Annotated in this window: 21 protein-coding genes and 1 pseudogene; 11 read left to right on the forward strand and 11 right to left on the reverse strand. The window is 72.3% G+C overall.

Annotation, left to right across the window (positions count from 1 at the left end):
* Position 1 precedes the first annotated feature (1 nt).
* On the forward strand, positions 2-613 hold the full coding sequence (locus ABD198_RS01630) for an exonuclease (RefSeq protein ID WP_343997465.1): 612 nt from the start codon (positions 2-4) through the stop codon (positions 611-613).
* Here the strand turns inward: ABD198_RS01630 and ABD198_RS01635 are convergent.
* From ABD198_RS01635 to ABD198_RS01665, 7 genes are all read right to left on the reverse strand, one after another.
* Positions 576-2,033, reverse strand: coding sequence for a nucleobase:cation symporter-2 family protein (locus ABD198_RS01635; protein ID WP_343997466.1), 1,458 nt, complete (start codon positions 2,031-2,033; stop codon positions 576-578). The two genes, ABD198_RS01630 and ABD198_RS01635, sit on opposite strands and share 38 nt — an antisense overlap.
* Positions 2,034-2,332: 299 nt before the next feature.
* Positions 2,333-3,712: an 8-oxoguanine deaminase gene (locus ABD198_RS01640; RefSeq protein ID WP_343997467.1), complete on the reverse strand. Its 1,380-nt coding sequence runs from the start codon at positions 3,710-3,712 to the stop codon at positions 2,333-2,335.
* A gap of 124 nt (positions 3,713-3,836) precedes the next feature.
* Positions 3,837-4,760, reverse strand: coding sequence for a factor-independent urate hydroxylase (pucL, locus tag ABD198_RS01645; RefSeq protein WP_343997468.1), 924 nt, complete (start codon positions 4,758-4,760; stop codon positions 3,837-3,839).
* A gap of 2 nt (positions 4,761-4,762) precedes the next feature.
* Positions 4,763-5,167: a hydroxyisourate hydrolase gene (gene uraH / locus ABD198_RS01650; protein ID WP_343997469.1), complete on the reverse strand. Its 405-nt coding sequence runs from the start codon at positions 5,165-5,167 to the stop codon at positions 4,763-4,765.
* A 7-nt stretch (positions 5,168-5,174) separates the two neighbouring features.
* Entirely contained in the window at positions 5,175-5,684 is a 510-nt protein-coding gene (uraD, locus tag ABD198_RS01655; RefSeq protein WP_343997470.1) for a 2-oxo-4-hydroxy-4-carboxy-5-ureidoimidazoline decarboxylase, read from the reverse strand.
* Between the two features lie 196 nt (positions 5,685-5,880).
* Positions 5,881-6,249 (reverse strand): helix-turn-helix domain-containing protein, encoded by a 369-nt coding sequence (locus ABD198_RS01660; protein ID WP_343997471.1) that lies wholly within the window; start codon positions 6,247-6,249, stop codon positions 5,881-5,883.
* Positions 6,246-6,497, reverse strand: coding sequence for a hypothetical protein (locus tag ABD198_RS01665; RefSeq protein ID WP_343997472.1), 252 nt, complete (start codon positions 6,495-6,497; stop codon positions 6,246-6,248). Before ABD198_RS01665 ends, ABD198_RS01660 begins: the two co-directional genes overlap by 4 nt.
* 137 nt (positions 6,498-6,634) lie before the next feature.
* On the opposite strand from ABD198_RS01665, the gene ABD198_RS01670 reads away from it, so the two are divergent.
* From ABD198_RS01670 to ABD198_RS01690, 5 genes and pseudogenes are all read left to right on the forward strand, one after another.
* Positions 6,635-7,474, forward strand: coding sequence for a TIM barrel protein (locus ABD198_RS01670; protein WP_343997473.1), 840 nt, complete (start codon positions 6,635-6,637; stop codon positions 7,472-7,474).
* Between the two features lie 74 nt (positions 7,475-7,548).
* A complete protein-coding gene (locus ABD198_RS01675) occupies positions 7,549-8,439 on the forward strand; it encodes a 2-hydroxy-3-oxopropionate reductase (RefSeq protein WP_343997475.1) in 891 nt (296 codons plus the stop codon).
* A gap of 126 nt (positions 8,440-8,565) precedes the next feature.
* Positions 8,566-8,856 (forward strand): annotated as a pseudogene (locus ABD198_RS01680) (catalase-related domain-containing protein); the annotation flags it as partial.
* A gap of 427 nt (positions 8,857-9,283) precedes the next feature.
* Positions 9,284-9,565, forward strand: coding sequence for a hypothetical protein (locus tag ABD198_RS01685; RefSeq protein ID WP_343997476.1), 282 nt, complete (start codon positions 9,284-9,286; stop codon positions 9,563-9,565).
* 201 nt (positions 9,566-9,766) lie between these two features.
* Entirely contained in the window at positions 9,767-10,525 is a 759-nt protein-coding gene (locus tag ABD198_RS01690) for a TIGR04222 domain-containing membrane protein (protein WP_343997478.1), read from the forward strand.
* Between the two features lie 79 nt (positions 10,526-10,604).
* On the opposite strand, the gene gcl is transcribed toward ABD198_RS01690, so the two are convergent.
* Positions 10,605-12,389, reverse strand: coding sequence for a glyoxylate carboligase (gene gcl, locus ABD198_RS01695; protein WP_343997479.1), 1,785 nt, complete (start codon positions 12,387-12,389; stop codon positions 10,605-10,607).
* 242 nt (positions 12,390-12,631) lie between these two features.
* Between gcl and ABD198_RS01700 the strand changes: the two genes are divergently transcribed.
* Positions 12,632-13,282: a hypothetical protein gene (locus ABD198_RS01700; protein ID WP_343997480.1), complete on the forward strand. Its 651-nt coding sequence runs from the start codon at positions 12,632-12,634 to the stop codon at positions 13,280-13,282.
* Between the two features lie 125 nt (positions 13,283-13,407).
* Positions 13,408-13,926 (forward strand): GNAT family N-acetyltransferase, encoded by a 519-nt coding sequence (locus ABD198_RS01705; RefSeq protein ID WP_343997481.1) that lies wholly within the window; start codon positions 13,408-13,410, stop codon positions 13,924-13,926.
* A 48-nt stretch (positions 13,927-13,974) separates the two neighbouring features.
* Here ABD198_RS01705 and ABD198_RS01710 read toward each other — a convergent pair whose 3' ends face one another.
* Together ABD198_RS01710 and ABD198_RS01715 are read right to left on the reverse strand one after the other, a co-directional pair.
* The gene (locus ABD198_RS01710; RefSeq protein ID WP_343997482.1) at positions 13,975-15,588 is read right to left on the reverse strand and encodes an AMP-binding protein; all 1,614 of its coding nucleotides are present in this window, start codon (positions 15,586-15,588) and stop codon (positions 13,975-13,977) included.
* Positions 15,585-17,255: an AMP-binding protein gene (locus ABD198_RS01715; protein ID WP_343997483.1), complete on the reverse strand. Its 1,671-nt coding sequence runs from the start codon at positions 17,253-17,255 to the stop codon at positions 15,585-15,587. Before ABD198_RS01715 ends, ABD198_RS01710 begins: the two co-directional genes overlap by 4 nt.
* Before the next feature lie 163 nt (positions 17,256-17,418).
* Here ABD198_RS01715 and ABD198_RS01720 point away from each other — a divergent pair, with 163 nt between their 5' ends.
* From ABD198_RS01720 to ABD198_RS01730, 3 genes are all read left to right on the forward strand, one after another.
* Positions 17,419-18,252, forward strand: a complete 834-nt coding sequence (locus tag ABD198_RS01720; protein WP_343997498.1) for a LuxR C-terminal-related transcriptional regulator — start codon at positions 17,419-17,421, stop codon at positions 18,250-18,252.
* A gap of 170 nt (positions 18,253-18,422) precedes the next feature.
* Positions 18,423-21,230, forward strand: a complete 2,808-nt coding sequence (locus tag ABD198_RS01725; protein WP_343997484.1) for an ATP-binding protein — start codon at positions 18,423-18,425, stop codon at positions 21,228-21,230.
* A gap of 313 nt (positions 21,231-21,543) precedes the next feature.
* On the forward strand, positions 21,544-22,335 hold the full coding sequence (locus ABD198_RS01730; protein ID WP_343997486.1) for a S1 family peptidase: 792 nt from the start codon (positions 21,544-21,546) through the stop codon (positions 22,333-22,335).
* A gap of 164 nt (positions 22,336-22,499) precedes the next feature.
* On the opposite strand, the gene ABD198_RS01735 is transcribed toward ABD198_RS01730, so the two are convergent.
* The coding region (locus tag ABD198_RS01735) for an elongation factor 1-alpha C-terminal domain-related protein (RefSeq protein ID WP_425580395.1) at positions 22,500-23,151 on the reverse strand (652 nt) is incomplete at its 5' end.

The raw sequence follows: 23,151 nt of genomic DNA on the forward strand, positions 1-23,151 counted from the left end.
CATGGCCCCACGACGCCTCAAACCGAGCCTGTACATCTCCGTCGACATCGAGGCCGACGGGCCGATCCCCGGGCCGTACTCGATGCTGAGCCTCGGGGCGGCCGTGGCCGGGGTGCACAGTGCCGACGGGTTCGCAGCGGCCGATCCCGAGGAGCGGACGTTCTACCGGGAGCTGAAGCCGATCAGCGGCGAGTTCGTGCCGGAGGCGCTGGCGGTCAGCGGGCTGGACCGCGACCGGCTCGGCACCGAGGGTGCCGAGCCGGGCCGGGCGATGAGCGAGTTCACCGCGTGGGTGCGCGAGTGCGCCGCGGAGGCGGGCGCGCAGCCGGTGATGTGCGGTTACCCCGCCTCCTACGACTGGACGTTCCTGTACTGGTATCTGATCCGGTTCACCGGGGCCAGCCCCTTCGGGCACTCGGGATGCCTGGACATGAAGACCCTGTACGCCGCCCGGGCGGGGCTGCCGCTGCGGGCGGTGGTCAAGGGGACGATGCCGCGGGAGCTGCTGTCCCGGCGCCGGCACACGCACCATGCACTGGACGACGCCATCGAGCAGGCGGAGCTGCTGGCGAACCTCATGGCGTGGTCCGGGCCGTCTTCGCCGGGCCGGTGATCTCCTCCTCCGTCTCCGTGGAAGGAGCGTCCGTCTCCGTGGAAGGAGCGTTCGTCTCCGTGGGATGGGTGACGTCCGTCTCCATGGGATGGGTGACCTCGGCGGCGTCGCGGCGGCCGTTGCCGATGTGGTTGAAGACGAAGTTCAGCAGGACGGCGACCACGCAGCCCGTGGAGATGCCGGAGTCGAGGACGATGCGGGCCGTCTCCGGGAAGGCGTGGTAGAACTGCGGCGCGCTGATCGGGATGATGCCGACGGCGAGCGAGACGGCCACGATCAGGACGTTGTTGTCCTTCTCCAGGCCCGCGCGGACCAGGGTCTGGATGCCGCTGGCGGCGACCGAGCCGAACAGGACCACACCGGCGCCGCCCAGCACCGGGCGCGGGACGACGGCGATCAGGGAGGCGGCCATGGGGCACAGGCCCATCAGGACGAGGAAGCCGCCGCCGGTGGCCACGACATAGCGGCTGCGGATCCTGGTCATCGCCACCAGGCCGATGTTCTGGGCGAAGGCGCTGCACATGAAGCCGTTGAACACCGGGCTGAGGGCCGAGCCGAGGGTGTCGGCGCGCAGGCCGGCCGCGATGGTCTTCTCGTCGGCGGGGCGCTCGACGATCTCGCCCAGGGCGAGCATGTCGGCGGTGGACTCGGTCATGGAGACGACCATCACCACGCACAGCGAGACGATCGCGGCGAGCTGGAACTGCGGCGCGCCGAAGTGGAACGGGGTGGGGAAGCCGACGACGGCCGACTCGGCGACCGGGGAGAAGTCGGTGACGCCGAACGGGATGGCGATGAGGGTGCCGGCGACCAGGCCGAGCAGTACGGCGATCTGCTTGACGAAGCCCCAGGTGAAGCGGCGCAGCACCAGCACGATGACGAGGGTGACGGCGGCCAGGGTGAGGTTGGTGGCGGAGCCGAAGTCGTCGGCGGAGGGGTCGGGTCCCTGCGCCCAGCCGAAGGCGACGGGCAGCAGGGATATGCCGATCAGGGTGATGACGGTGCCGGTGACGACCGGCGGGAAGAAGCGGACCGCCTTGCTGAAGAAGGGCGCCGCGAGGAAGCCGAGGAGTCCGGCGACGATGACCGCGCCGAAGATGATCGGCAGGGCGTCGTCCTTGTCGGGGGTGGCGGCGACGACGGCGGTCATGGGGGCGACACCGGCGAAGGTGACGCCGTTGACGAAGGGCAGCCGGGCACCGATCTTCCAGATGCCGATGGTCTGCAGCAGGGTGGCGAGGCCCGCGGTGAACAGGCAGGCGCCGGTGAGGAAGGTCAGGTCGGTGGCGGACAGGCCTATGGCCGCGCCGACGATCAGGGGCGGGGCGACGACTCCGGCGTACATGGCGGCCACATGCTGCAGGCCGGTGGTCGCCATCTTGAGTGGTGGAAGCGTTTCGTCTACGGGGTGGTCGGCCACTGCGGCTCTCCTCCGGTCGGGTGCGCGTCGGCTCTGACGCGGGTTTCAGGGAGGTGGTGCGGGGCGGGGTGGGGTGCCTCCCGCTCGGGCGGGGCCGAGCGTCGGGGAGGGACCGGGAGGACGGAGTGGGCCGCATCCGGTTCCCGTATGGGTCGCATCTGGGTGCCCCGGGTGCGGGGTGACCGTTCCGGGACGCGCGCGCTCGATCACACGCGCGTCCCGGAGACGGCCGCCGCGGGCCCCGCTCGGGTCCGCGGTACCGGCCGGGAGCCGTCCCTCCCGGCCGGAGTCTTCGGTGTTCAGTTCTGCGCGGCGATCCGTGCCAGTCGCTGCGCTTCCGTACGCGTGGTACGGGCGATCGTGTCCTCGTCGGCGGTGAGCAGCCGGCCGTTCTCGACGATCTGCCGGCCGCCGACGAAGGAGGCGGTGACCGGGGCGGGGGCGCCGAGCACCAGCGCGGTGACCGGATCGGCGATGGAGGAGTGGGCGAGGGTGTCCATCCGCCACAGCACCAGGTCGGCGAGCTTGCCGGGTTCCAGGGAGCCGATCTCGCCTGCGCGGCCGAGCACTTGGGCGCCGCCGTGGGTGCCGAGCCTGAGCGCCTGCCGGGCGGTGAGCGCGGCCTCGCGGTGCGGGCCGAGGCGGTTGATCAGCAGGGCGTTGCGCAGTTCGGTGTGGAGTTCGCCGGACTCGTTGGAGGCGGTGCCGTCCACCCCTAGGCCGACGGGGACGCCGGCGGCGAGCAGATCGGGGACGCGGGCGATTCCGGCCGCCAACCGCGCGTTCGAGGAAGGGCAGTGAGCGACGCCCGTCTTCGTGCGGGCGAAGGCGGCGATGTCGGAGTCGTCCATGTGGACGCAGTGCGCCATCCACACGTCCTCGCCGAGCCAGCCGGTGGACTCGAAGTAGTCGGTGGGACCCATGCCGAACAGCTCGTGGCAGTACTTCTCCTCCTCCACGGTCTCCGAGCCGTGGGTGTGCAGGCGCACCCCGAGCCGGCGGGCCAGTCCGGCGGACCGGCGCAGCAGTTCGGTGGAGACGGAGAAGGGCGAGCAGGGGGCGACGGCGACCTGGGTCATCGCGTCAAAGGAGGGGTCGTGGTGCCGGGCGACGGTCTCCTCGGTGGCGGTGAGGGCCTCGTCGAGGGTCTCGACGGCGAAGTCCGGGGGCAGGCCGCCGTCCTTCTCTCCGCGGTCCATGGAGCCGCGGGCGAGGGTGAGGCGCACGCCCATGTCGCGGGCGGCGCGGACGACGGCGCCGGACAGGTCGCCGGAGCCGCGCGGGTGGACGTAGTGGTGGTCCATGGCGGTGGTGACGCCGCCGCGGGCCATCATGGCGAGCGAGCCCTGGGCGGCCGCGTGCACCATCGGTTCGTCGATGCGTGCCCAGACCGGGTAGAGGGCGACGAGCCAGTCGAACAGGTTGTGGTCGGTGGCCATGCCCCGGGTGAGCCACTGGTAGAAGTGGTGGTGGGTGTTGACCAGACCGGGAGTGGCCAGGTGCCCGGAGGCGTCGATGCGGCGGACGACGTTCTGGAGGTCCCCGGGGGCCGGGCCCGCGCCGAGGGACTCGATGCGGTTGCCGGCGAGGACCAGATGGCCGGACGCGTACTCGGTGTCCTCGGCGTCGACGGTCGCGATCGCGCAGTTCTCGATGACGATGCGCGGGGCTGCTGCCATGGTGCGTCCCTTGCTGTCTTGTCCTGTTCACGGGCAGGGCACGGCAGGACCCTGGGAGCCTTGAGAGCCGGGGCCGGGGAGATGCGCCGTGTCTCCCCGGCCGCGGTGCCGAGAGGGTGAGGCGTCAGAGGTTGGTGAGGTCCACCGGGATCCGCGCCTCGCAGCCGTCCCGCAGGATGGTGGCCTCGATCAGGCCGTAGGGGCGGTCGGCGGCGAAGTACACCTCGTTGTCGTTCTTCAGCCCGAACGGCTCCAGGTCCACCAGGAAGTGATGCTTGTTCGGGAGGGAGAAGCGCACCTCGTCGATCTCACTGCGGTTGTTGATGATGCGCGCGCCCATCTGGTACAGCGTCTGCTGCAGCGACAGCGAGTACGTCTCGGCGAAGGCCTGCAGCAGATGCTTCCTGACCTGCTCGTAGGACTTCTCCCAGTTGGGCATCTTCTGCTCGTCGTCGGTCCAGTTGAACCGCCACTTGCCGGAGACGTCGGTGGCCAGGATGCGGTCGTAGGCCTCCTTGAGGGTGGTGTACTTGTCCTTGATGTAGCCCCAGAACTCGGAGTTGGTGGAGTTCAGCACCGTCAGGTCCTTCACACCGGAGATGACCTCCCACTTCTCTCCGTCGAAGGTGACCTGGGCGGTGCGTATCTCCTGGCCCTTGCGGACGAAGGAGTGCTTGACCTCGTCGGCGCCGGTGAACTTGCTGTTGGCGTCGGAGGTCTCGATCCGCTCCCAGGCGTACTCCTCGATGCGGATGCGGGCCCGGTGGACCGGCTCCTGGCTGGTGACGAAGTGACGGGCGAGGTGGATGCCGAACTGCTCGGCGGACTCGATGCCGTACTCCTTGGCGAACGCGAACACCGTGTTCTTGGTGGTGTCGGTCGGCAGGACGTTGGCGTTGGAGCCGGAGTAGTGGACCTCGTCCATGTCGCCGGACAGGGAGACGGAGACGTTGAGGTCCTTGATGTGGTGGGTGGCGCCGTCCCGCGTGATCTTGACGACTCGGTTCTCGGCCTTGCCGTACTGGTTCTGTCCCAGGATGGTCGGCATAGCTAGCTCCCTCGGTAAACGGAGTAGCCGAACGGGTTGAGCAGCAGCGGTACGTGGTAGTGCTCGCCGGGCGTGACCGCGAAGGTGATCACGACCTCGGGGAAGAACGCACCGCTGTCCCGATTCGCGGGGGCGTCCTGCTGCGCCTCGGCTTGCTTCTTCTCGAAGTACGGCTCGACGGCGAAGTCGAGCCGGACATGGGTGGTGCCCTCCGGCAGTGCCGGGAGGTCCTTGCACCGCCCGTCCGCGTCGGTCACGGATCCGCCGAGCGCCTGCCATTCCCCTCCCTGCCCGTAGCGGGCGGCGCCGCGCAGCGCGGAGAGGCGGACGGCGACGCCCTCGGCGGGGCGGCCGGCGCTGGTGTCCAGGATGTGCGTGGACACGGAAGCGGTGGTCTCGGTGCTCATGCGTGCGTCAGTCCTGTTCGACGAGTCGGGCGAGGCGGATGCGGTTGATCTTCCCCAGTTCGGTGCGGACGATCTCGCGCTCCTGATCCGGCGCGTTGCCGATGCGTTCCTTCAGGGCGTCCCGCATCTGCTCGCCGGTCCGGCCGGTGGCGCAGATGAGGAACACATGGCCGAACTTCTCCTGGTAGGCCAGGTTGAGTTCGAGCATCTCCGCCTTGAGCTCCTCCGGGGCGCCGGCCATGCCGGCCTGTTCGCGGGAGGAGGTGGGATCGCCGGGCCTGGGGCGGCCGATGGGCGGGTGACCGGCCATCGCCTCCTCGAGGTCCGCCGTGGTCAGCTCGGCCATGGCGGCGTCGCTGGCGGCGTACAGCTCCTCGGGGCCGGCGTAGGGGCGGTGGGCGAGCAGGCGCCGGACCCACGCCGTGGAGGCACACACCTCGTGGAGCGCGGCGTGGGCCGCGGACTCCTCGAGTGCGTTGAAGCGGGCCAGGCCCGGCGGCGTGGATGTGGACGTCACGGGAGCCTCCGTGGCCTTGTGCTGACGGGCGTGCCGATAGTGAACGCCGCCGCGGGCAGCACGTCAACACTTTGTTGAAAATTCGGGGGAACACATATGAGTCCCACGCCGGCTGGTTCCAGGATGCGCCCGATGCCGTGCGGGCCGCCGCCCGCACAGGGGGCGACGGCCCGCAGGCACACCACGAAAGTGCTGTTCAGGAGCCCTTCTCGCGGTTGAGGTAGTTGTAGACGGTGAACCGGCTGACGCCGAGTGCGCTCGCCACGGTCTCCACTCCGTGGCGCACCGCGAAGGCGCCGCGCGCCTCCAGATTGCGTACGATCTCCTGCTTCGACCGGCGGTCCAGATCGGCGAGCGGCATGCCCTTGCGGCGCTCCAGCGCGGCGAGGATGTGGTCGAGCGAGTCCGCGAGCTGGGGCAGGCGCACCGCGACGGCGTCGGCGCCCTCCCACTGCAGGACCACGTCGTCGATGCCGGCCTCGTCGGGCGGGATCAGCTGCCCGCCGATGGCGTCGACCAGTGGCTTGACGGCCGCGATGAACGGCTCGTCGCCCGCACCGCTCATCCCTCGTCCTCCCCGATGACATTGACCTGGAGGGTGACCCGGGTCGCGCCCGCCGCGAGGGTGCGGCGCAGCAGCGCGTCCACGGCACCGAGCACCGCGTCCGCGGACCCCTCGGCGGTGTTGCCGAACGGGCCGACGTCCACGGCGTCCAGGTCGGCCGTCTCTACCACCTCACGGGCCACCACCGCGTGCGCGGGGGGCTCGTCGAGGTCGAAGGGCTCGGTCGTGAACTCCACTCTCAATCGCACGCGCTCAACCTAACGCGCGGCACGTCACCTCGCCGACCTCTCTTGACAAGGCGCGAACCCTCCATGCAGTCTTCCATTACACAGAAACGAACTTCCGTAATACGGAAATAGCTCAACGGAAGGGAGCGCGGCGACCGATGGGATTCGCAGACCAGCGCTTCAACGTCAACCTGTCGATCCTCTTCACGGAACTCCCGCTCCTGGAGCGCCCCGCGGCCGCCGCCGCGGCCGGCTTCACCGCGGTCGAGCTGTGGTGGCCCTGGATCGACACGCCCACCCCCGAGCAGTCCGAACTCGACGCGCTGCGCAAGGCGATCGAGGACGCCGGCGTCCGGCTCACCGGGCTGAACTTCTACGCCGGCCGGCTGCCGGGCCCCGACCGGGGCGCCCTGTCGGTGCCGGGCGAGGAGTCGGAGCGGTTCCGCGCCAACATCGACGTGGCCGCCGGCTTCGCGCAGTCGCTCGGCTGCACGGCGCTCAACGCGCTCTACGGCAACCGCGTCGAGGGCGTGGACCCGGCCGAGCAGGACGCGCTCGCCCTCGAGAACCTGGCCCTCGCCGCCCGGGCGGCCGACCGGATCGGCGCGATCCTGCTGATCGAGGCGCTGAACAAGCCCGAGTCCCCGCTGTATCCGCTGGTGTCGGCGCCCGCCGCCGTCGGCGTCGTGGACAAGGTGAACGCGGCCACCGGCCTGGACAACGCGCGCTTCCTGATGGACCTCTACCACCTGTCCATGAACGGCGAGGACCTGCCGTCGGTGATCGAGCAGTACGCGGCGAGGACCGGCCATGTGCAGATCGCCGACAACCCCGGCCGCGGCGCCCCGGGCACGGGTTCGCTGCCCCTTGAGGACCTGCTGGAGCAGCTGCGGAAGGCGGGCTACGAGGGCTACGTCGGCCTGGAGTACAAGCCCGGCGACCGCGGCAGCGCCGAGTCCTTCGACTGGCTGCCGGCCGAGCAGCGCGCCGCCCGCTGAGGGCACTTCCGAAAGGCCGGTCGCTCACCGGCCCGTACCGACACGCAGACCCAGCAGCCCCAGAGAGGCACCCCATGAGCACACTTCCGAAGATCGCCTGGATCGGCCTCGGCATCATGGGCTCCCCCATGTCCGAGAACCTGATCAAGGCCGGCTACCAGGTCACCGGCTACACCCTGGAGCAGGAGAAGCTGGACAGGCTGGCCGCCGCGGGCGGCACCCCCGCCTCCTCGGTCGCCGAGGCCGTCAAGGACGCCGATGTCGTCATCACGATGGTTCCGGCCTCCCCGCAGGTCGAGGCCGTCGCCTACGGCCCGGACGGCATCCTGGAGAACGCCCGGCCCGGCACGCTGCTGATCGACATGTCCTCGATCACCCCGCAGACCTCGATCGACCTGGCCGCGGCGGCCAAGGAGAAGGGCATCCGGGTCCTGGACGCGCCCGTGTCCGGCGGTGAGGCCGGCGCCATCGAGGCCGTGCTGTCCGTCATGGTCGGCGGCGAGCAGGCCGACTTCGACGAGGCGAAGCCGATCTTCGAGGCGCTCGGCAAGACCATCGTGCTGTGCGGCCCGCACGGCTCGGGCCAGACCGTGAAGGCCGCCAACCAGCTGATCGTCGCCGTCAACATCCAGGCCTGCGCCGAGGCCGTGGTCTTCCTGGAGAAGTCCGGCGTGGACCTCAAGGCCGCGCTGGACGTCCTCAACGGCGGCCTGGCCGGCTCCACCGTGCTGACGCGGAAGAAGGACAACTTCCTCAACCGCGACTTCAAGCCCGGCTTCCGCATCGACCTGCACCACAAGGACATGGGCATCGTCACCGACGCCGCCCGCAACGTCGGCGCGGTCCTGCCCGTCGGCTCGGTGGTGGCCCAGCTGGTCGCCAGCCTGCGCGCGCAGGGCGACGGCGGCCTGGACCACTCCGCGCTGCTGCGCTCGGTCGAGCGCCTCTCCGGCGCCCAGGTCTGACCGACCGAGGCCGGCGACCCGCGGCCGGCCCGGCCCCTGAGCTCCGGGCGGCGCCGGCGCCGACACCTGTCCCTGTCGCGCCCAAGGCGCCGGCGCCGTCCGGGAACCATGCCTGCCCACCACTTCGAGACCGGCCGCCCGCTGTCGGCGCCGCTCGCCGTGTCCGGCCACACCGGCACGCACGCCGCCCCGCAGCACACCAAGGACGACGACTTCTTCCAGGCCGGTGAGCTCTACCGGCTGATGTCCGCCGAGGAGAAGTCCCGCCTGGTCGCCAACATCGCCGGCAGCCTCTCCCAGGTCAGCCGCGACGACGTGATCGAGAAGAACCTGGCCCACTTCCACGCCGCCGACCCCGAGTACGGCCGGCGCGTGGAGGAGGCGGTCCGCGCCCTGCGCGAGGACTGGCCCCCATGAGCTGCGTCCGGGGCCCGGCGGGGAGGCCCGGCACCGGACGCACGGACCCGCCGTGCCGGCGACCCGGATGAGGGGTGGTCGACCGGTACGGCGGGCAGGGCGAGGACCGCGGCGGCGTGCGAGCCAGTGCGGTGGTGCAGGCCCGGAGTCTCCTCCTTCGACCTGAGGGGAGGAACTCCCGGTGCCGTCGCATCCGCCGCGGTCCCGATCCCCCACCGGCCCCGTCCGGCGGCGCGAATGTACCGTCGCGCCGGCCTCGCACCGCACGGCACCAGAGCCCGAGGGCGGCCGTACGACGACCCTCACGGCCTCATCGGGCAAGCGCCCCGGACGCGGACGGTCCCGCGTCCGGGGCGCTTCTCGTCGTTCCCGGCGGTCGCCGTGGCCCCGGCGTGCGGAACGGCGCGGTGCGCAGCAGTCTGGGGGCATGGCACATCCGACGGAGCATCCGCACATCGTGGTGCATCCCCCGGCCATGGACGGCTCCCGGCGGGTCACCACGGACGACGACGAGACCCTGGGGATCGCCACGCACGCCGACGACGTGAGCGAGATCCTGCGGCTGGCCGATCTGTACGTCACCGACCTCGAGGACGCCGACTTCATCGAATGGCAGGGCGGCGGCCCCGACGACTGGCCGGGCCTCTCGGAGCACCACGAGCACCACCACCAGCAGCACGAGAAACAGCACGAGCATCACGAGCACTGAGGGACGGCGGGCCCCGGCGCCGGGACGGTGATACCGCGAGCGCACCTACGCCAGGCGTCGTAGCCCGCCTACGGCATGCTCAAATCAATCTCTGAACCGGGCCGGCGAGGCTTGGGGCGCCCCCTCGGGCGGGCACACTTCCGGCACACGGAGCCCGCCGACACGGGGGCGGCGGGCTCCGTGTCCAAGGGGGGTGCCGTCATGAACCCGCTTCCCGGCGTACGCCGGACGCCCCACGAGCTCGCACTGCTGCGCGGCGGCCCGCGCGCCGCGGTCACGGTCGCCGTCGTCTCCCTGTATCTGCGGGGCGCGGTGGTGGCGGGCGCCCCGGGGACGATGCTGGCCGTCGAGTCCGAGGCGGGCGACGCGCTGCCGGAGCTGCCGCCGCCGGGAGTCGCCCTGGACCCGCCGCCCGAGCTGGGGCAGGCGGCCTGGGCCGGGTACGACGAAGAGCCGCCGTCCGACGAGGAGCTGCCGGACGCCCCGGAGGCGGACCTCCCGGACGACCCGGTGGGGAGCGACTGGCGGGCCCTGTATCTGGAGAGCGCCGTGTATCAGTGCCTCCATGAGCCGTCCGGCCTGCGGGAGTTGGTGCGCGACCCGGTGGTGACATGGGCGGTCGCCGAGGTGCGCGTGGGCCTCGCGGCGGCGGGCCTGGTGGGGTGGCCGGCGCTCTGGGCGACCCGGGCGGCCCGCCGGCGGCTGCGGGTGCTGCGCAAGGCGTACCCCGTGCCCGCGAGCCGGCGCGGTCTGCCGGACCACGCCAAGCTGCTCGCCGTCGCCCTGCACGGCGAGCCGGCGCTGCGGGTGCTGGTGCCGCGGTTCGCCCTGCGGGCGGGTCTGGTGCCGCGGGCCGAGGTGCGGGACCGGGGGATGCTCCGCCACCACCCCAGGGGCGGCACCGGCAACGGCGGGGGCGTCTACTACTGCGGCGGGGGCGGCGGAGGCGGAGGGGACTGAGCTGCTCCAGTGTGCGGGGGCCGGACACGGCAGTGAGGGGCGGCCCCCTGCGGGACCGCCCCTCGTTCCTGCGCGGGCGTCAGACCTTCAGCGGCTTGATCGCCGTCGGCGCGTGCTCCGGCCGGGTCGCCAGCTCCTCGAACTCCACCACGTCGGAGATGTCGTTGGTGCCCGACATGGAGATGTTGGTGACGCGCTCCAGGATGGCCTCGACGACGACCGGGACCCGGTGCTCCGCGGCGAGCTTCTTGGCCTGCTCCAGGGCCTCGCCCAGCTCGTTCGGATCGGTCACCCGGATCGCCTTGCAGCCGAGTCCCTCGGCGACCTTGACGTGGTCGACGCCGTAGACGCCCAGCTCGGGCGAGTTGATGTTCTCGAATTCCAGCTTGACCTGGAAGTCGATGTCGAAGGCCCGCTGCGCCTGGCGGATCAGGCCCAGGTAGGAGTTGTTCACCAGGACGTGGACGTAGGGGATCTTGTGCTGGGCGCCGACCGCCAGTTCCTCGATCATGAACTGGAAGTCGTAGTCACCGGAGAGGGCGACGACCTGTGCCTCGGGGTCCGCCTTGGCGACGCCGAGCGCGGCCGGGACGGTCCAGCCCAGCGGGCCCGCCTGGCCGCAGTTGATCCAGTGCCGCGGGCGGTAGACGTGCAGCATCTGTGCGCCGGCGATCTGGGAGAGGCCGATGGTGGAGACGTACCGGGTCTCGGGGCCGAAGGCCTTGTTCATCTCCTCGTAGACGCGCTGCGGCTTGATCGGGATGTCGTCGAAGTGGGTGCGCCGCTGGAGCTTCGCCTTGCGCTCCTGTGCGGAGGCGGCCCAGGCGGAGCGGTCGGGCAGGGCCCCAGCCGCCTTCAGCTCCTTGGCCACCTCGACGAACAGCTCCAGCGCGGCCTTGGCGTCGGAGGTGATGCCGTAGTCCGGGGCGAAGATCTTGCCGATCTGGGTGGGCTCGATGTCGACGTGCACGAAGGTCCGGCCGGCGGTGTAGACGTCCAGCTTGCCGGTGTGGCGGTTGGCCCAGCGGTTGCCGATGCCCAGGACGAAGTCGGACTCCAGGAAGGTGGCGTTGCCGTAGCGGTGCGAGGTCTGCAGGCCGACCATGCCGGCGTTGAGCTCGTGGTCGTCGGGCAGGACGCCCCAGCCCATCAGGGTGGGCACGACCGGAGTGCCCGTCAGCTCGGCGAACTCCACGAGCAGATCGGCCGCGTCGGCGTTGATGATGCCGCCGCCCGCGACGATCAGCGGGCGCTCGGCGGCGTTCAGCATGCCGATCGCCTTCTCGATCTGCGCGCGGGTCGCGGCGGGCTTGTAGACCGGCAGCGGCTCGTAGGTGTCGGGGTCGAACTCGATCTCGGTCACCTGGACGTCGATCGGCAGGTCGATCAGCACCGGTCCGGGCCGGCCGGAGCGCATCAGGTGGAAGGCCTGCTGGAAGACCCCGGGGACCTGCGCGGCCTCCAGGACGGTGACGGCCATCTTGGTGACCGGCTTGGCGATCGCGGCGATGTCGACGGCCTGGAAGTCCTCCTTGTGGATCACCGCGGTCGGGGCCTGGCCGGTGATGCACAGGATCGGGATGGAGTCACCGGTCGCCGAGTACAGGCCGGTGATCATGTCGGTGCCGGCCGGTCCGGAGGTGCCGATGCACACGCCGATGTTGCCGGGGTGCGTCCGGGTGTAGCCCTCGGCCATGTGCGAGGCGCCCTCGACATGGCGGGCGAGGGTGTGGGTGATCCCGCCGGAGGCCTTGAGCGCCGCGTAGAACGGGTTGATCGCCGCGCCGGGGACGCCGAACGCGTCGGTGACGCCCTCGCGCTTGAGGATCTCAACTGCCGCGCGGGCAGCGGTCATTCGAGCCATCGAGTACTCCTGCTTCGGCCATCGGATTCGCACTCCCGTCGCGCCCACGCGGTGAGCTGTCTCCGTGAACTTCCAGAGTTTCCGTACTTCCGCATTACGGAAACCAGTTTCTACGATCTGAAAGGAATGTAGGCGGGCAGGCGGAAGCCCGTCAAGAGAGCGGCCAAGCGCCGGACAGGCGCCCGGGCGGTGGAGCACCATGGGGGCGCTGCCCTGAGCCGAGAGACATCCGGGAGTGGGCCATGCCCCAGAGCCTGGCGGTGCGCTGCCCCGCGTGCCGGCGTGCGCACCGCTACACGGCACCCTCGTACCCCTGCGCCTGCGGCGCGCCCGTCGTCCCCCCGCTGGACAAGCAGGGGGTGGCCACCCGGGTTGTGCACCGGGCCTGGCAGGAGGACTGGATCACGGTGCCCTGCGGCAGCTGCGGGCGGCGCGGGCAGTGGCCCCGCCCGGAGCTCGGCTGCCCCTGCGGCACCGTGCTGCGCATCCCGGTGACGGCCGACGCCCCGGAACGCCCGGCCCTGCCGTCCGTGACCATCCGCACGGCACGCGACGCGGTCACCGCCGTCGTGCTCTACATGCACCGGCTCGGCTACGGCGGCATCCGCCGCGCGGACCGCCGCCCGCCCTCCGGCATCGGCCTGGCCGGACGCGGCGTCCTCGCCCATGTCGACCCCTCCGCCCGCCCGGCCACCCTGCGCGACGTGGAGTGCCTGTGGCTGACGGCCATGACGGAGTCGGTCGGCTGCCTCTACTTCTCCCTCACCGGCTACACCAAGGAGTCCCACACCCGCGCGGACACCCTCGGCATCCCCCTCTTCCTCCTCGAACGCAGCGGCACGGTCACCCCCGTCAACCCCCCGGCGGACCAGCTGGACGGCAGCGGGGCGTGAGCAGAGGTCCTGCGTGCGGAGCACGGGTGCGGGGCACGCGGAAACGGCTGCGAGGACACGCGAACGGATGCGGAGCGCGCGGAAAACGAGGGGCGGCCAGGGCTGACCAGGGCGATACTCGGCGGATGCGCATACGTCCCGCCGGACCCGGTGACCTGGGCCGGCTTCAGGAGATCGAGCGGGCCGCCGGTGAGGCCTTCCGGGGGCTCGGGATGGATCGGGTCGCCGAGGACGAACCGCCCGGGACCGATGTGCTGGAGGGGTACCGGCGGGCCGGGCGGCTCTGGGTGGCCGTCGGTGTGCTGGACGACGGGGACGTCGCCGACGCGTATCTGATGGCCGAGCCCGTGGACGGGGCGCTGCATGTCGAGCAGGTCTCGGTGCATCCCCGAGCCGCCCGGCGGGGTGTGGGCCGGGCGCTGCTCGCGTACGCCGCCGAGCGGGCGCGCGAGGAGCAGCTGGCCGGTCTCACGCTGACCACCTTCGCCGAGGTGCCGTGGAACGCGCCGTACTACGCGCGCCTCGGCTTCCGCACCCTCGCGGACGGCGAACTCACCGAGGGGCTGCGGGAGATCCGCGCCCATGAGGCGCGGATCGGCCTGGACCTCTGGCCCCGGGTCTGCATGCGGCGGCCGGCCGGCTGACCGTCACCGGCGGCCGGCTGCCGCGTTCCCGGGGCCCGGCGGCGGCTGTCAGCCGACGGCCTGACCGGCGGTCGTCCCTGCGTATTTCTCGCGCAGTTCGACCTTGCGGACCTTGCCGGAGACCGTCATCGGGAAGGAGTCCAGGATCTGCAGGCGGCTGGGCACCTTGTAGTGGGCCAGGCGGCCCTCGCAGAACGCGCGCACCTCCTCCAGCGTCGGCGGGGCGGCCGGGTCGCGCGGGATGACGCAGGCCAGGACCTCCTCGCCGTACCGCTCGTGCGGGACGCCGACGACCTGCACGTCCCGGATCTTCGGGTGGCCGTAGAGGAACTCCTCGATCTCGCGCGGGTAGATGTTCTCCCCGCCGCGGATGATCATGTCCTTGATGCGGCCGACGATCTCGACGTACCCGTCCTCCCGCATCACCGCGAGGTCGCCGGTGTGCATCCAGCGGCCGGCGTCGATCGCCTCGGCGGTCTTCTCCGGCTCCTCCCAGTAGCCGAGCATCACGCTGTAGCCGCGGGTGCACAACTCGCCTGCGGTGCCGCGCGGCTGGGTGATGCCGGTGGCCGGGTCGACGATCTTGACCTCGATGTGCGGCAGGACGCGGCCGACGGTTCCGGTCCGGTGCTCCAGGTCGTCGTCGCGCCGGGTCTGCAGGGACACCGGGGAGGTCTCGGTCATGCCGTAGCAGATGGACACCTCCGCCATGTGCATCTCGGCGACCACCCGCTTCATCACCTCCACCGGGCAGGGCGAGCCCGCCATGATGCCGGTGCGCAGGGAGGACAGGTCGTAGTCCGCGAAGTCGGGCAGGTTCAGCTCCGCGATGAACATGGTGGGCACCCCGTACAGCGAGGTGCAGCGCTCCTGCTGGACGGCGCGCAGGGTGGCCGCCGGGTCGAAGGACGGGGCGGGGATGACCATGCAGGCGCCGTGCGAGGTGGCCGCGAGATTGCCCATCACCATGCCGAAGCAGTGATAGAAGGGCACGGGGATGCAGACCCGGTCCTGCTCGCTGTAGGCGATCAACTCCCCCACGAAGTACCCGTTGTTGAGGATGTTGTGGTGGGAGAGGGTGGCGCCCTTGGGGAAGCCGGTGGTGCCCGAGGTGTACTGGATGTTGATGGGGTCGTCGCAGGACAGCTCCGGGTGGACGGGGTCCGGGGTGGCGCGGGCGATCAGCGCGTCCCAGCTGGGGTCGCCGATGTAGACCACCTCGCGCAGCTCGGGGCACCGGCCGCGCACGTCCTCCGCCATGGCCCGGTAGTCGCTCGTCTTGTGGCTGAGGGAGGCGATGAGCATCCGGACGCCGGACTGCTTGAGGACGTACTCGACCTCGTGGGTGCGGTACGCCGGGTTGATGTTCACCATGATCGCGCCGATGCGGGCCGTGGCGTACTGCACGAACACCCACTCCGGGCAGTTGATCGCCCAGATGCCCACCCGGTCGCCCTTGGCGATGCCGGAGTTGAGCAGCGCGGACGCCAACCGCTCGACCTCGGCGGCGAATTCGGCGTAGGTCCAGCGCCGCCCGGACGGCACGTCCACCAGGGCCTCGCGGTCCGGCCAGGCGGCGACGGCGCGGTCCAGGTTGGCGCCGATGGTGTCGCCCAGCAGCGCCGTGCCGCCGGTGCCGTGGGTATAGGAGAGCGCACTCACCGGAAGTCCTCCTCGCGGTACTCGTTGTCCGAACCGGCCGCCGTCGCCTCGCGCAGTTCGATGCGGCGGATCTTGCCGGAGACGGTCTTGGGCAGCGGGCCGAACTCCAGCCGGCGGATCCGCTTGTAGGGGGCGAGCACCTCGCGGGAGTGCTCGAACAGGACCTTCGCGGTGTCCGGGCCGGGCTCCCAGCCCTCCGCCAGCACGATGTACGCCTTCGGCACCGCCAGGCGCAGCTCGTCCGGCGCGGGCACCACGGCCGCCTCGGCCACCGCCTCGTGCTCCAGCAGCGCCGACTCCAGCTCGAATGGACTGATCTTGTAGTCGCTGGCCTTGAACACGTCGTCGGCGCGTCCCACGTAGGTGATGTAGCCGTCGGCGTCGCGGGAGCCGATGTCGCCGGTGCGGTAGTAGCCGCCGGCCATCGCCTCCGCCGTGCGGTCGGGGTCGCCGTGGTAGCCGGTCATCAGGCCCACCGGGCGCTGGGACAGGTCGATGGCGATCTCGCCCTCCTGGGCGCCCGGCGCGCCGGAGACGGGGTCGAGCAGTTCGATGCGGTAGCCGGGGCTGGGGCGGCCCATGGAGCCGGTCTTGAGGACCTGGCCGGGGCTGTTGGAGACCTGCACGGCGGTCTCGGTCTGCCCGAAGCCGTCCCGGATGGTCACGCCCCAGGCGCGCCGCACCTGTTCGATGACCTCGGGGTTGAGGGGTTCGCCCGCGGCGACGACCTCGCGGGGCGGGGTGCGCAGCTGGGTCAGATCGGCCTGGATGAGCATGCGCCACACGGTCGGCGGGGCGCAGAAGGTGGTGACGCCGGCCTTGTCCATCTCGGCCATCAGGCGGGCCGCGTCGAAGCGGGTGTAGTTGTGCAGGAAGACGGTCGCCTCGGCGTTCCACGGGGCGAAGAGATTGGACCAGGCGTGCTTGGCCCAGCCGGGCGAGGAGATGTTGAGGTGCACGTCGCCGGGCTTCAGGCCGATCCAGTACATCGTCGCAAGATGGCCGATCGGGTACGACACATGGGTGTGCTCGACGAGTTTCGGCCGTGCGGTGGTGCCCGAGGTGAAGTACAGCATCAGCGGGTCGTCGGCGAGGGTCGGCCCGTCCGGCGCGAAGTGCTCGGCGGAGCCGTAGGCGTCGGCGTACGGCAGCCAGCTGTCACCGGCGCCCTCGCCCACGGCGACGCGGGTGTAGTCGCCGGGCACCTGGTCGAACTTGGCGGTGTCGGCGGCCCGGACGATCACATGCCGCACGCGTCCCCGGTCGACACGGTCCCGCAGGTCGGCGGGGCCGAGCAGCGGGGTGGCCGGGATGACGACGGCGCGCAGCTTCATCGCGGCGAGGGCGGTCTCCCACAGCTCCGCCTGGTTGCCGAGCATCACCAGCACCCGGTCCTCGGCACTCACGCCCTGGTCGCGCAGCCAGTTGGCGACCTGGTCGGAGCGGCGGGCGAGGTCGGCGAAGGACAGCCGGGTCTGGCTGCCGTCCTCCTCGACGAGGTGGAGCGCGGTGCGGTCGTTGCCGTCGGCGATCACGTCGAACCAGTCGAGCGCCCAGTTGAACCGCTCGGGCCGGGGCCAGCGGAACTCCTCGTAGGCCGTGGCGTAGTCCTCCCGGTGCTCCAGCAGGAAGTCCCTGGCCCTGCGGAACTCCTCCGTCGCCGTCATGTGTCCTCCTTCGGTCCCGGACTCTTCCCCGGCCTGTCCCGGAGCCTTGCCGAGCGGCTCGTCGCCATCGTGTAATCCGTGATGCAGGTCTCACTACCCCCGAAAGGGGGGGTGCGCCCGCAGGAAGCCGCGGTGGAGGGGCGAACAGGTGACAGCTGACCGGATGACGGTGGTCGACGACGCGGCCGAGATCCGCGGTGCGCTGGCCCGGCTGCGGCGCACCACCGGCCTGCCGGTGGCCTTCGGCGGTCTGGTGGAGCCCGGGCGGCAGCAGGTGCGCATCAGCGAGCTCAGCGGCACGGCCACGCCCGCGCTGAGCTCGCTCGCGGTGACCTCGGGCAATGGACTGGGCGGCAAGGCGCTGGCGCTGGCCCGCCCGTGCGCGGTGACGGACTACTCGTCGTCGCGGCAGATCAGCCACGAGTACGACGGCCCGGTCTCCGCCGAGGGCCTGCGCGCGGTGGTGGCCGTCCCGGTGGTGGTGCGGCGGCGGGTGCGGGGCGTGCTGTACGGGGCGCTGCGCGCGGCGCAGCCGCTCGGCGACCGGGTGCTCGGGCTGGCCGTGCAGGCGGCGCGGGACGTCGAGCAGGCGCTGGTGGTGCGGGAGGAGGCGGGTGAGCTGCTGGCGGCGGCCCGCCCGCAGCCGGGGCCGGACGCGGCGTCCGGGGCCGCCTGGGAGCAGGTGCGGGAGGCGCACGCGGCGCTGCGGGCGCTCGCCCCGCGGATCGCGGACCCGGCCCTGCGGGCCGAGCTGCTGCAGGCGTGCTCCCTGCTGACGGCCGGGCCCGACCCCTCGGCGCCGGTGCGGCTGGCGCCCCGCGAGCTGGACGTGCTGGCCTGTGTGGCGGCCGGCGCGACCAACGCGGCGGCCGCCCGCCAGCTGGGCGTGACGGCCGAAACCGTCAAGGCGTATCTGCGCTCCGCGATGCGGAAGCTGGGCGCCCGCACCCGCGGCCAGGCCGTCGTGGCGGCCCGCCGGGCCGGGTGGTTGCCGTAGGTTTGCGGCGATTTCCGTCAGCGATCGTTGCACGGTCGTGATTACCGCCGACGAGCGTTTTGGATTTACCCGTTGCGGCGGCCGCTGTTATTTCCCTCACGAGACCGTCGGTCCGAAATAAACAGCCCGTTGCCTAATATTGGCCGGGACACGCCACACGGAGGGGAGCGGTGACCGTGCGACGGGACTTCCAGGAGCCTGCCAGGAGCCGCCCCGACCTGGTCATCGGGCGGGAGGAGCTGTTCTCCGACGCCCGTGAGCAGCTGGCCCGCGGGGGCAGCGTGCTGCTGCACGGCCCCGCGGGAATAGGAAAATCGACCGTGCTGCGGGCACTTGCGGCGGAAAACGCCGCCGCGCCGCGCACCGTGTTGCGCTGCTCGGCCACCGAGTCCGAATCGCATCTGCCGTTCCTGGCGCTGGCCGATCTGTTCGGTCTGGTCCTCGACCGGGTCGCCCCGCGGCTGCCCGCCGCCCAGCGCACCGCCCTGGAGTCGGCGCTCACCGGCCGCGAGTCCACCCTGCAGCGGGACGGGCTCGCGCTGCGCCTGGCGGTGCTGTCCGCGCTGCGCGCGCTCGCCGCCGACGGGCCGGTGCTGGTGGTCGCCGACGATCTGCAGTGGCTGGACTCGGCCAGCGCCGAGCTGCTGGGCTTCGCCGCCCGGCGGCTCGGCGACACACCGGTGCAGATGCTGTGCGCGGTGCGCACCGAGGACGAGGAGTACGACCGGCATCTGCGGGCCTGCCCGCCGGACACGCTCGCCGTGCGGCTGGGCCCGTTCTCCCGCGCCCAGGTGTCGGCGCTGCTCGACCACCGCGGCTACACCGGCCTGTCCCGCTCCACGGCCCGCGACATCCACCGCACCAGCGGCGGCAACCCGCTGTTCGCGCTGGAGCTTGGCCGTGCCCTCGCCGAGAGTCCCACCAGGCCCCGGCCGGGCGAGCCGCTGCCGGTGCCGACCTCGCTGCGGGCACTGGTCCTCAGCCGCCTGGAGATGCTCTCGGCGGAGGCGCGCCGCACGCTGCTGGTGGCCAGCGCGGGCGCCCGTCCCACGCTGGCGCTGCTGCACGCGGCGGGCCGGGAGAACGCCGAGGCGGAGACCGCGCAGGCCGCCGCCCTGGGGCTGCTGGCGACCGACCCGGAGGAGCCGGCGCTGCGGTTCGCGCATCCGCTGATCTCGGCGGCCCTGTACGCGGAGGCCCCGGCGCACGAGCGGCGGGCGGTGCACACCGCGCTGTCCCGGGCCGCCTCCGACCCGATCGAGCGGGCCCGGCATCTGGCGCTGGCGACGACCGGCACCGACCCGGAGGTGGCGGCCCGGCTCGCGGAGGCCGCCGCGCTGGCCCGGGACCGCGGTGCGCCCTCGGTCGCCGCCTCACTGGGGCTGCTCGCCGCCCGGCACACCCCCGCCGGCAGCTCGCCCGGACCGGACGAGCGGCGGCTGCAGGCCGCGGAGGACGCGATCACCGCCGGCGAGGCGGACCTGGCGCGGGACATCGCCCGCGAGGTGCTCACCCGGGCCACCGTGCCCGCGGAGCGGGTGCGGGCCTGGATGGTGGTCATCGAGGCGGCCGGGCAGGCGCTCGGCGAGGTCGACGCGGTCTTCCCGCAGGTGCTGGCCGACGCCGGCGACGACCCGCGGCTGCTGGCGCTGGTCCACTACCAGCTGGCCTGGCGGGAGCTGGTCGTCGACGGCGACTTCGACAAGGCGCGCCGGGAGGCCGCGCACGCGGCGGAACTGGCCGCCCGGGGCGGGGACCGGCGCACCGAGCTGATGTCGCTGGCCTTCCAGGCGTCCACCGAGACGCTGATGGGCCACCCCGACGCCCCCGTCACCATCAAGCGGGCCCTGCGCGAGCCGCAGGACCCGTACGTCGCCTGCCACCACAACGGCGCCGGCATGGCCCGCTTCCGCTGGCTGCTGATGAGCGATCAGCTGTCCCAGGCCCGCATGTCCATCACCGCCCTGCTGCGCGAGGCGCGGCGGCGCGGCATGGTCGAGAGCGAGGTGCACTTCCTGCGCTTCCTCGCCGACACCGAGCTGCGCTCCGGGCACTGCGGCCGGGCCCTGGACCTGGCCCGGGAGAGCCTGCGCCTGGCCCGCGACTCCGGCATCGGCGAGGGCGCCTCCGCCATGCTGGCCTCGCTCGCCGAGGCGTCCGGCGGGGACGTGGACCGCGCGCTGGCGCTGGCCCGCGAGGCCGCGGACCACGCCGAGGTGGACGGCGACCAGATGTACCTCTCGCGCGCCCTGGCCGCGCTCGGCTACGCCCAGCTGGTCTCCGGGGACGCGGCGGCCGCGGTGCGTTCGCTGCGGCGGGTGCGGGAGCTGGAGCAGGGCATGGGCATCAGCGACCCGGCGCGCGGCCGCTGGCAGGGCGACCTCGCCGAGGCGCTGGTGCGGATCGGCGAGCCGGGCGAGGCCCATGAGCTGATCAACTTCACCCGGGTGCACGCGCTGCGCCTGGACCGGGCGGGCGTGCTCGCCGTACTGGACCGCGCCGAGGCGCTGGTGCGCGCCGCGCGCGGCGAACACGACGCCGCCGAGGCGCAGTTGGCGTCGGCGCGGGACCGGCTCGGCAAGCTGGGCTACGGCCTCGAGGAGGCGCGGGCGGCGTTCGCGCTGGCCCGGCTGCGCTCCCGGCGCCCGGGGCCGCCGGCCTACGACGAGGCGGCCCGGCTGTTCCGGCGCTGCCGTGCGCTGCCCTGGCTGCGCCAGGTGGAGGCGGCGGCCGCCGCGGGCCCCCCGGAGCCGGAGGCGGCACCCGCCGCGACCCCGGCCGCGCTGGACGGTCTCGCGGCCATGGAACGCCAGGTGGCCGCGCTGGTGATGGAGGGCGCGACCAACCGGGAGATCGCCGCGCGCCTGTTCATCAGCGTCAAGACGGTCGAGGCGACCCTCACCCGCGTGTACCGCAAGCTCGGCATCCGCTCCCGGGTGGACATCGTCCGGCTGGCGGCGGGGCGCAACACGAAGTGAGGTTCGGGCCCGGCCGGGTGAGGCGGGCTCGGCCTCATGGGGTCCGAAGTCACCGAACCGTTGCCGGAACTGACACCGACTCAGCTGTGGGTACCCCACGAACGGGCACACGTGATCAACATGAGGTGGCCGGCGGGACATAGGGTTTTCCCTCCACAACTCCCTTAGGGGAGTCCCTCATTGGGGCGCCGCGCTCCAGGTCGTAGCGTAAGTGCGTGCCGCTCGCCCGGGCACACGGGGGCCGGTTGACCAGGCCCTCGTGCACCACCCCCCACCCCGCGCGACCCCCCACCGGCAACCCCTGAGGAGACCCATGTCCCGCCTCACGCGCGCCAGACGCACCGCCGCCCTCGCCGCCGCGACCGCCGCGGCCGCCGCCACCGCGCTGTTCACCGCCCCGGCCGCCGGTGCCGCTCCCCAGCCGATCGTCGGCGGTACGACGACCACCACGTCGGCGTACCCGTTCATGATGCAGATCACCGACTCCTCGCAGCGGCAGTTCTGCGGCGGCACCCTGGTGGCTCCCACCAAGGTGGTCACGGCCGCGCACTGCATGGTCGGCGAGACCACCAGCAGCGTGCGGGTGGTCGGCGGGCGCACCTACCGCAACGGCACCAACGGCACCGTGGCGAGGGTCAGCAAGATCTGGATCCACCCCGACTACCGGAGCGTCACCCGCGGCGACGACGTGGCCGTGCTGACGCTGTCCACCTCGATGCCGTACGCCACGGCCCCGTACGTCTCCTCCTCCGACACCTCCGTGTACGCGCCGGGCACCACCGCCCGCATCCTCGGCTGGGGCACCACCTCCTCCGGCGGCAGCTCCTCCAACCAGCTGCGCACCGCGACCGTGCCGACCGTCTCCGACACCAGCTGCCGCGGCTCCTACGGCTCGCGTTACGTCAGCAGCGACATGGTGTGCGCCGGCTACGCCTCCGGCGGTGTGGACACCTGCCAGGGCGACAGCGGCGGCCCGCTGCTCATAGACGGCCGGCTGGCCGGCATCACCTCCTGGGGCGACGGTTGCGCGGCGGCCGGCTCCCCCGGCGTCTACACCCGGCTGACCACCTTCTCCGTGCAGGTGACCGCCCAGGTCAACTCGTAGGTCCCATCGGTTTCCTGAGGGGCACCGCCTCTCGGGCCAGTGCCAGGGGGCGTTGCGGGCTTCCACGAGCAGCCCGCAACGCCCCCTCTCCAATGCGCGCACGGCTTCGCGGCGGTGTCCCTGCTGGTGATCGTCCCCGCGGGTGATCGTGAGACCCGGGCGGTTCACCCGACGCCCTCCGCACTGCCGTCCGGCACGCCGTCGGCCATGCCGGCCGCCAGCGTCGTACCGTCCGCCGGATCGATCAGCAGAAAGGAACCGGTACGCCGTGACCGGGCGTAGGAATCCAGCGCCAGCGGTTCGGTCGTACGCAACCGGACCCGCCCGATGTCGTTGGCGAGCAGCTCACCGGGCGCCGGCTGCTGCGAGAGGTCGTCCAGGGCGAGACGTGAGGGAATCTCCTCGACGATCGCCTTGACCGTACGGGTGGTGTGCTTGATCAGCACCCGGTGGCCGGCCGTCAGCGGCTGATCGGCGAGATGGCACACGGTCGCCCGGACGTCGCGCGTGAGAGCGGGCGCCTCGTCCGTCGGCACGATGAGATCGCCGCGGGAGATGTCGATGCCGTCGCGCAGCCGCACGGTCACCGACTGCGGAGCCCATGCGCAGTCCACGGTCCGGCCGAGCAGGTCTATGGCCTCGACGGTGCTGGTGCGGCCGGACGGGAGCACGGTCACCGGCTCGCCGACGTGCAACGTGCCGGCGGCGATCTGGCCGGCGTAGCCGCGGTAGTCGGGGTGCTCGGCGGTCCGCGGGCGGATCACGTACTGCACGGGCAGCCGGGCGTGGCAGTGCGCCAGGTCGTGGCTGACCGGC

The organism is Streptomyces thermocarboxydovorans, from assembly GCF_039524635.1.
In the GTDB taxonomy this organism is placed as follows: domain Bacteria; phylum Actinomycetota; class Actinomycetes; order Streptomycetales; family Streptomycetaceae; genus Streptomyces; species Streptomyces thermocarboxydovorans.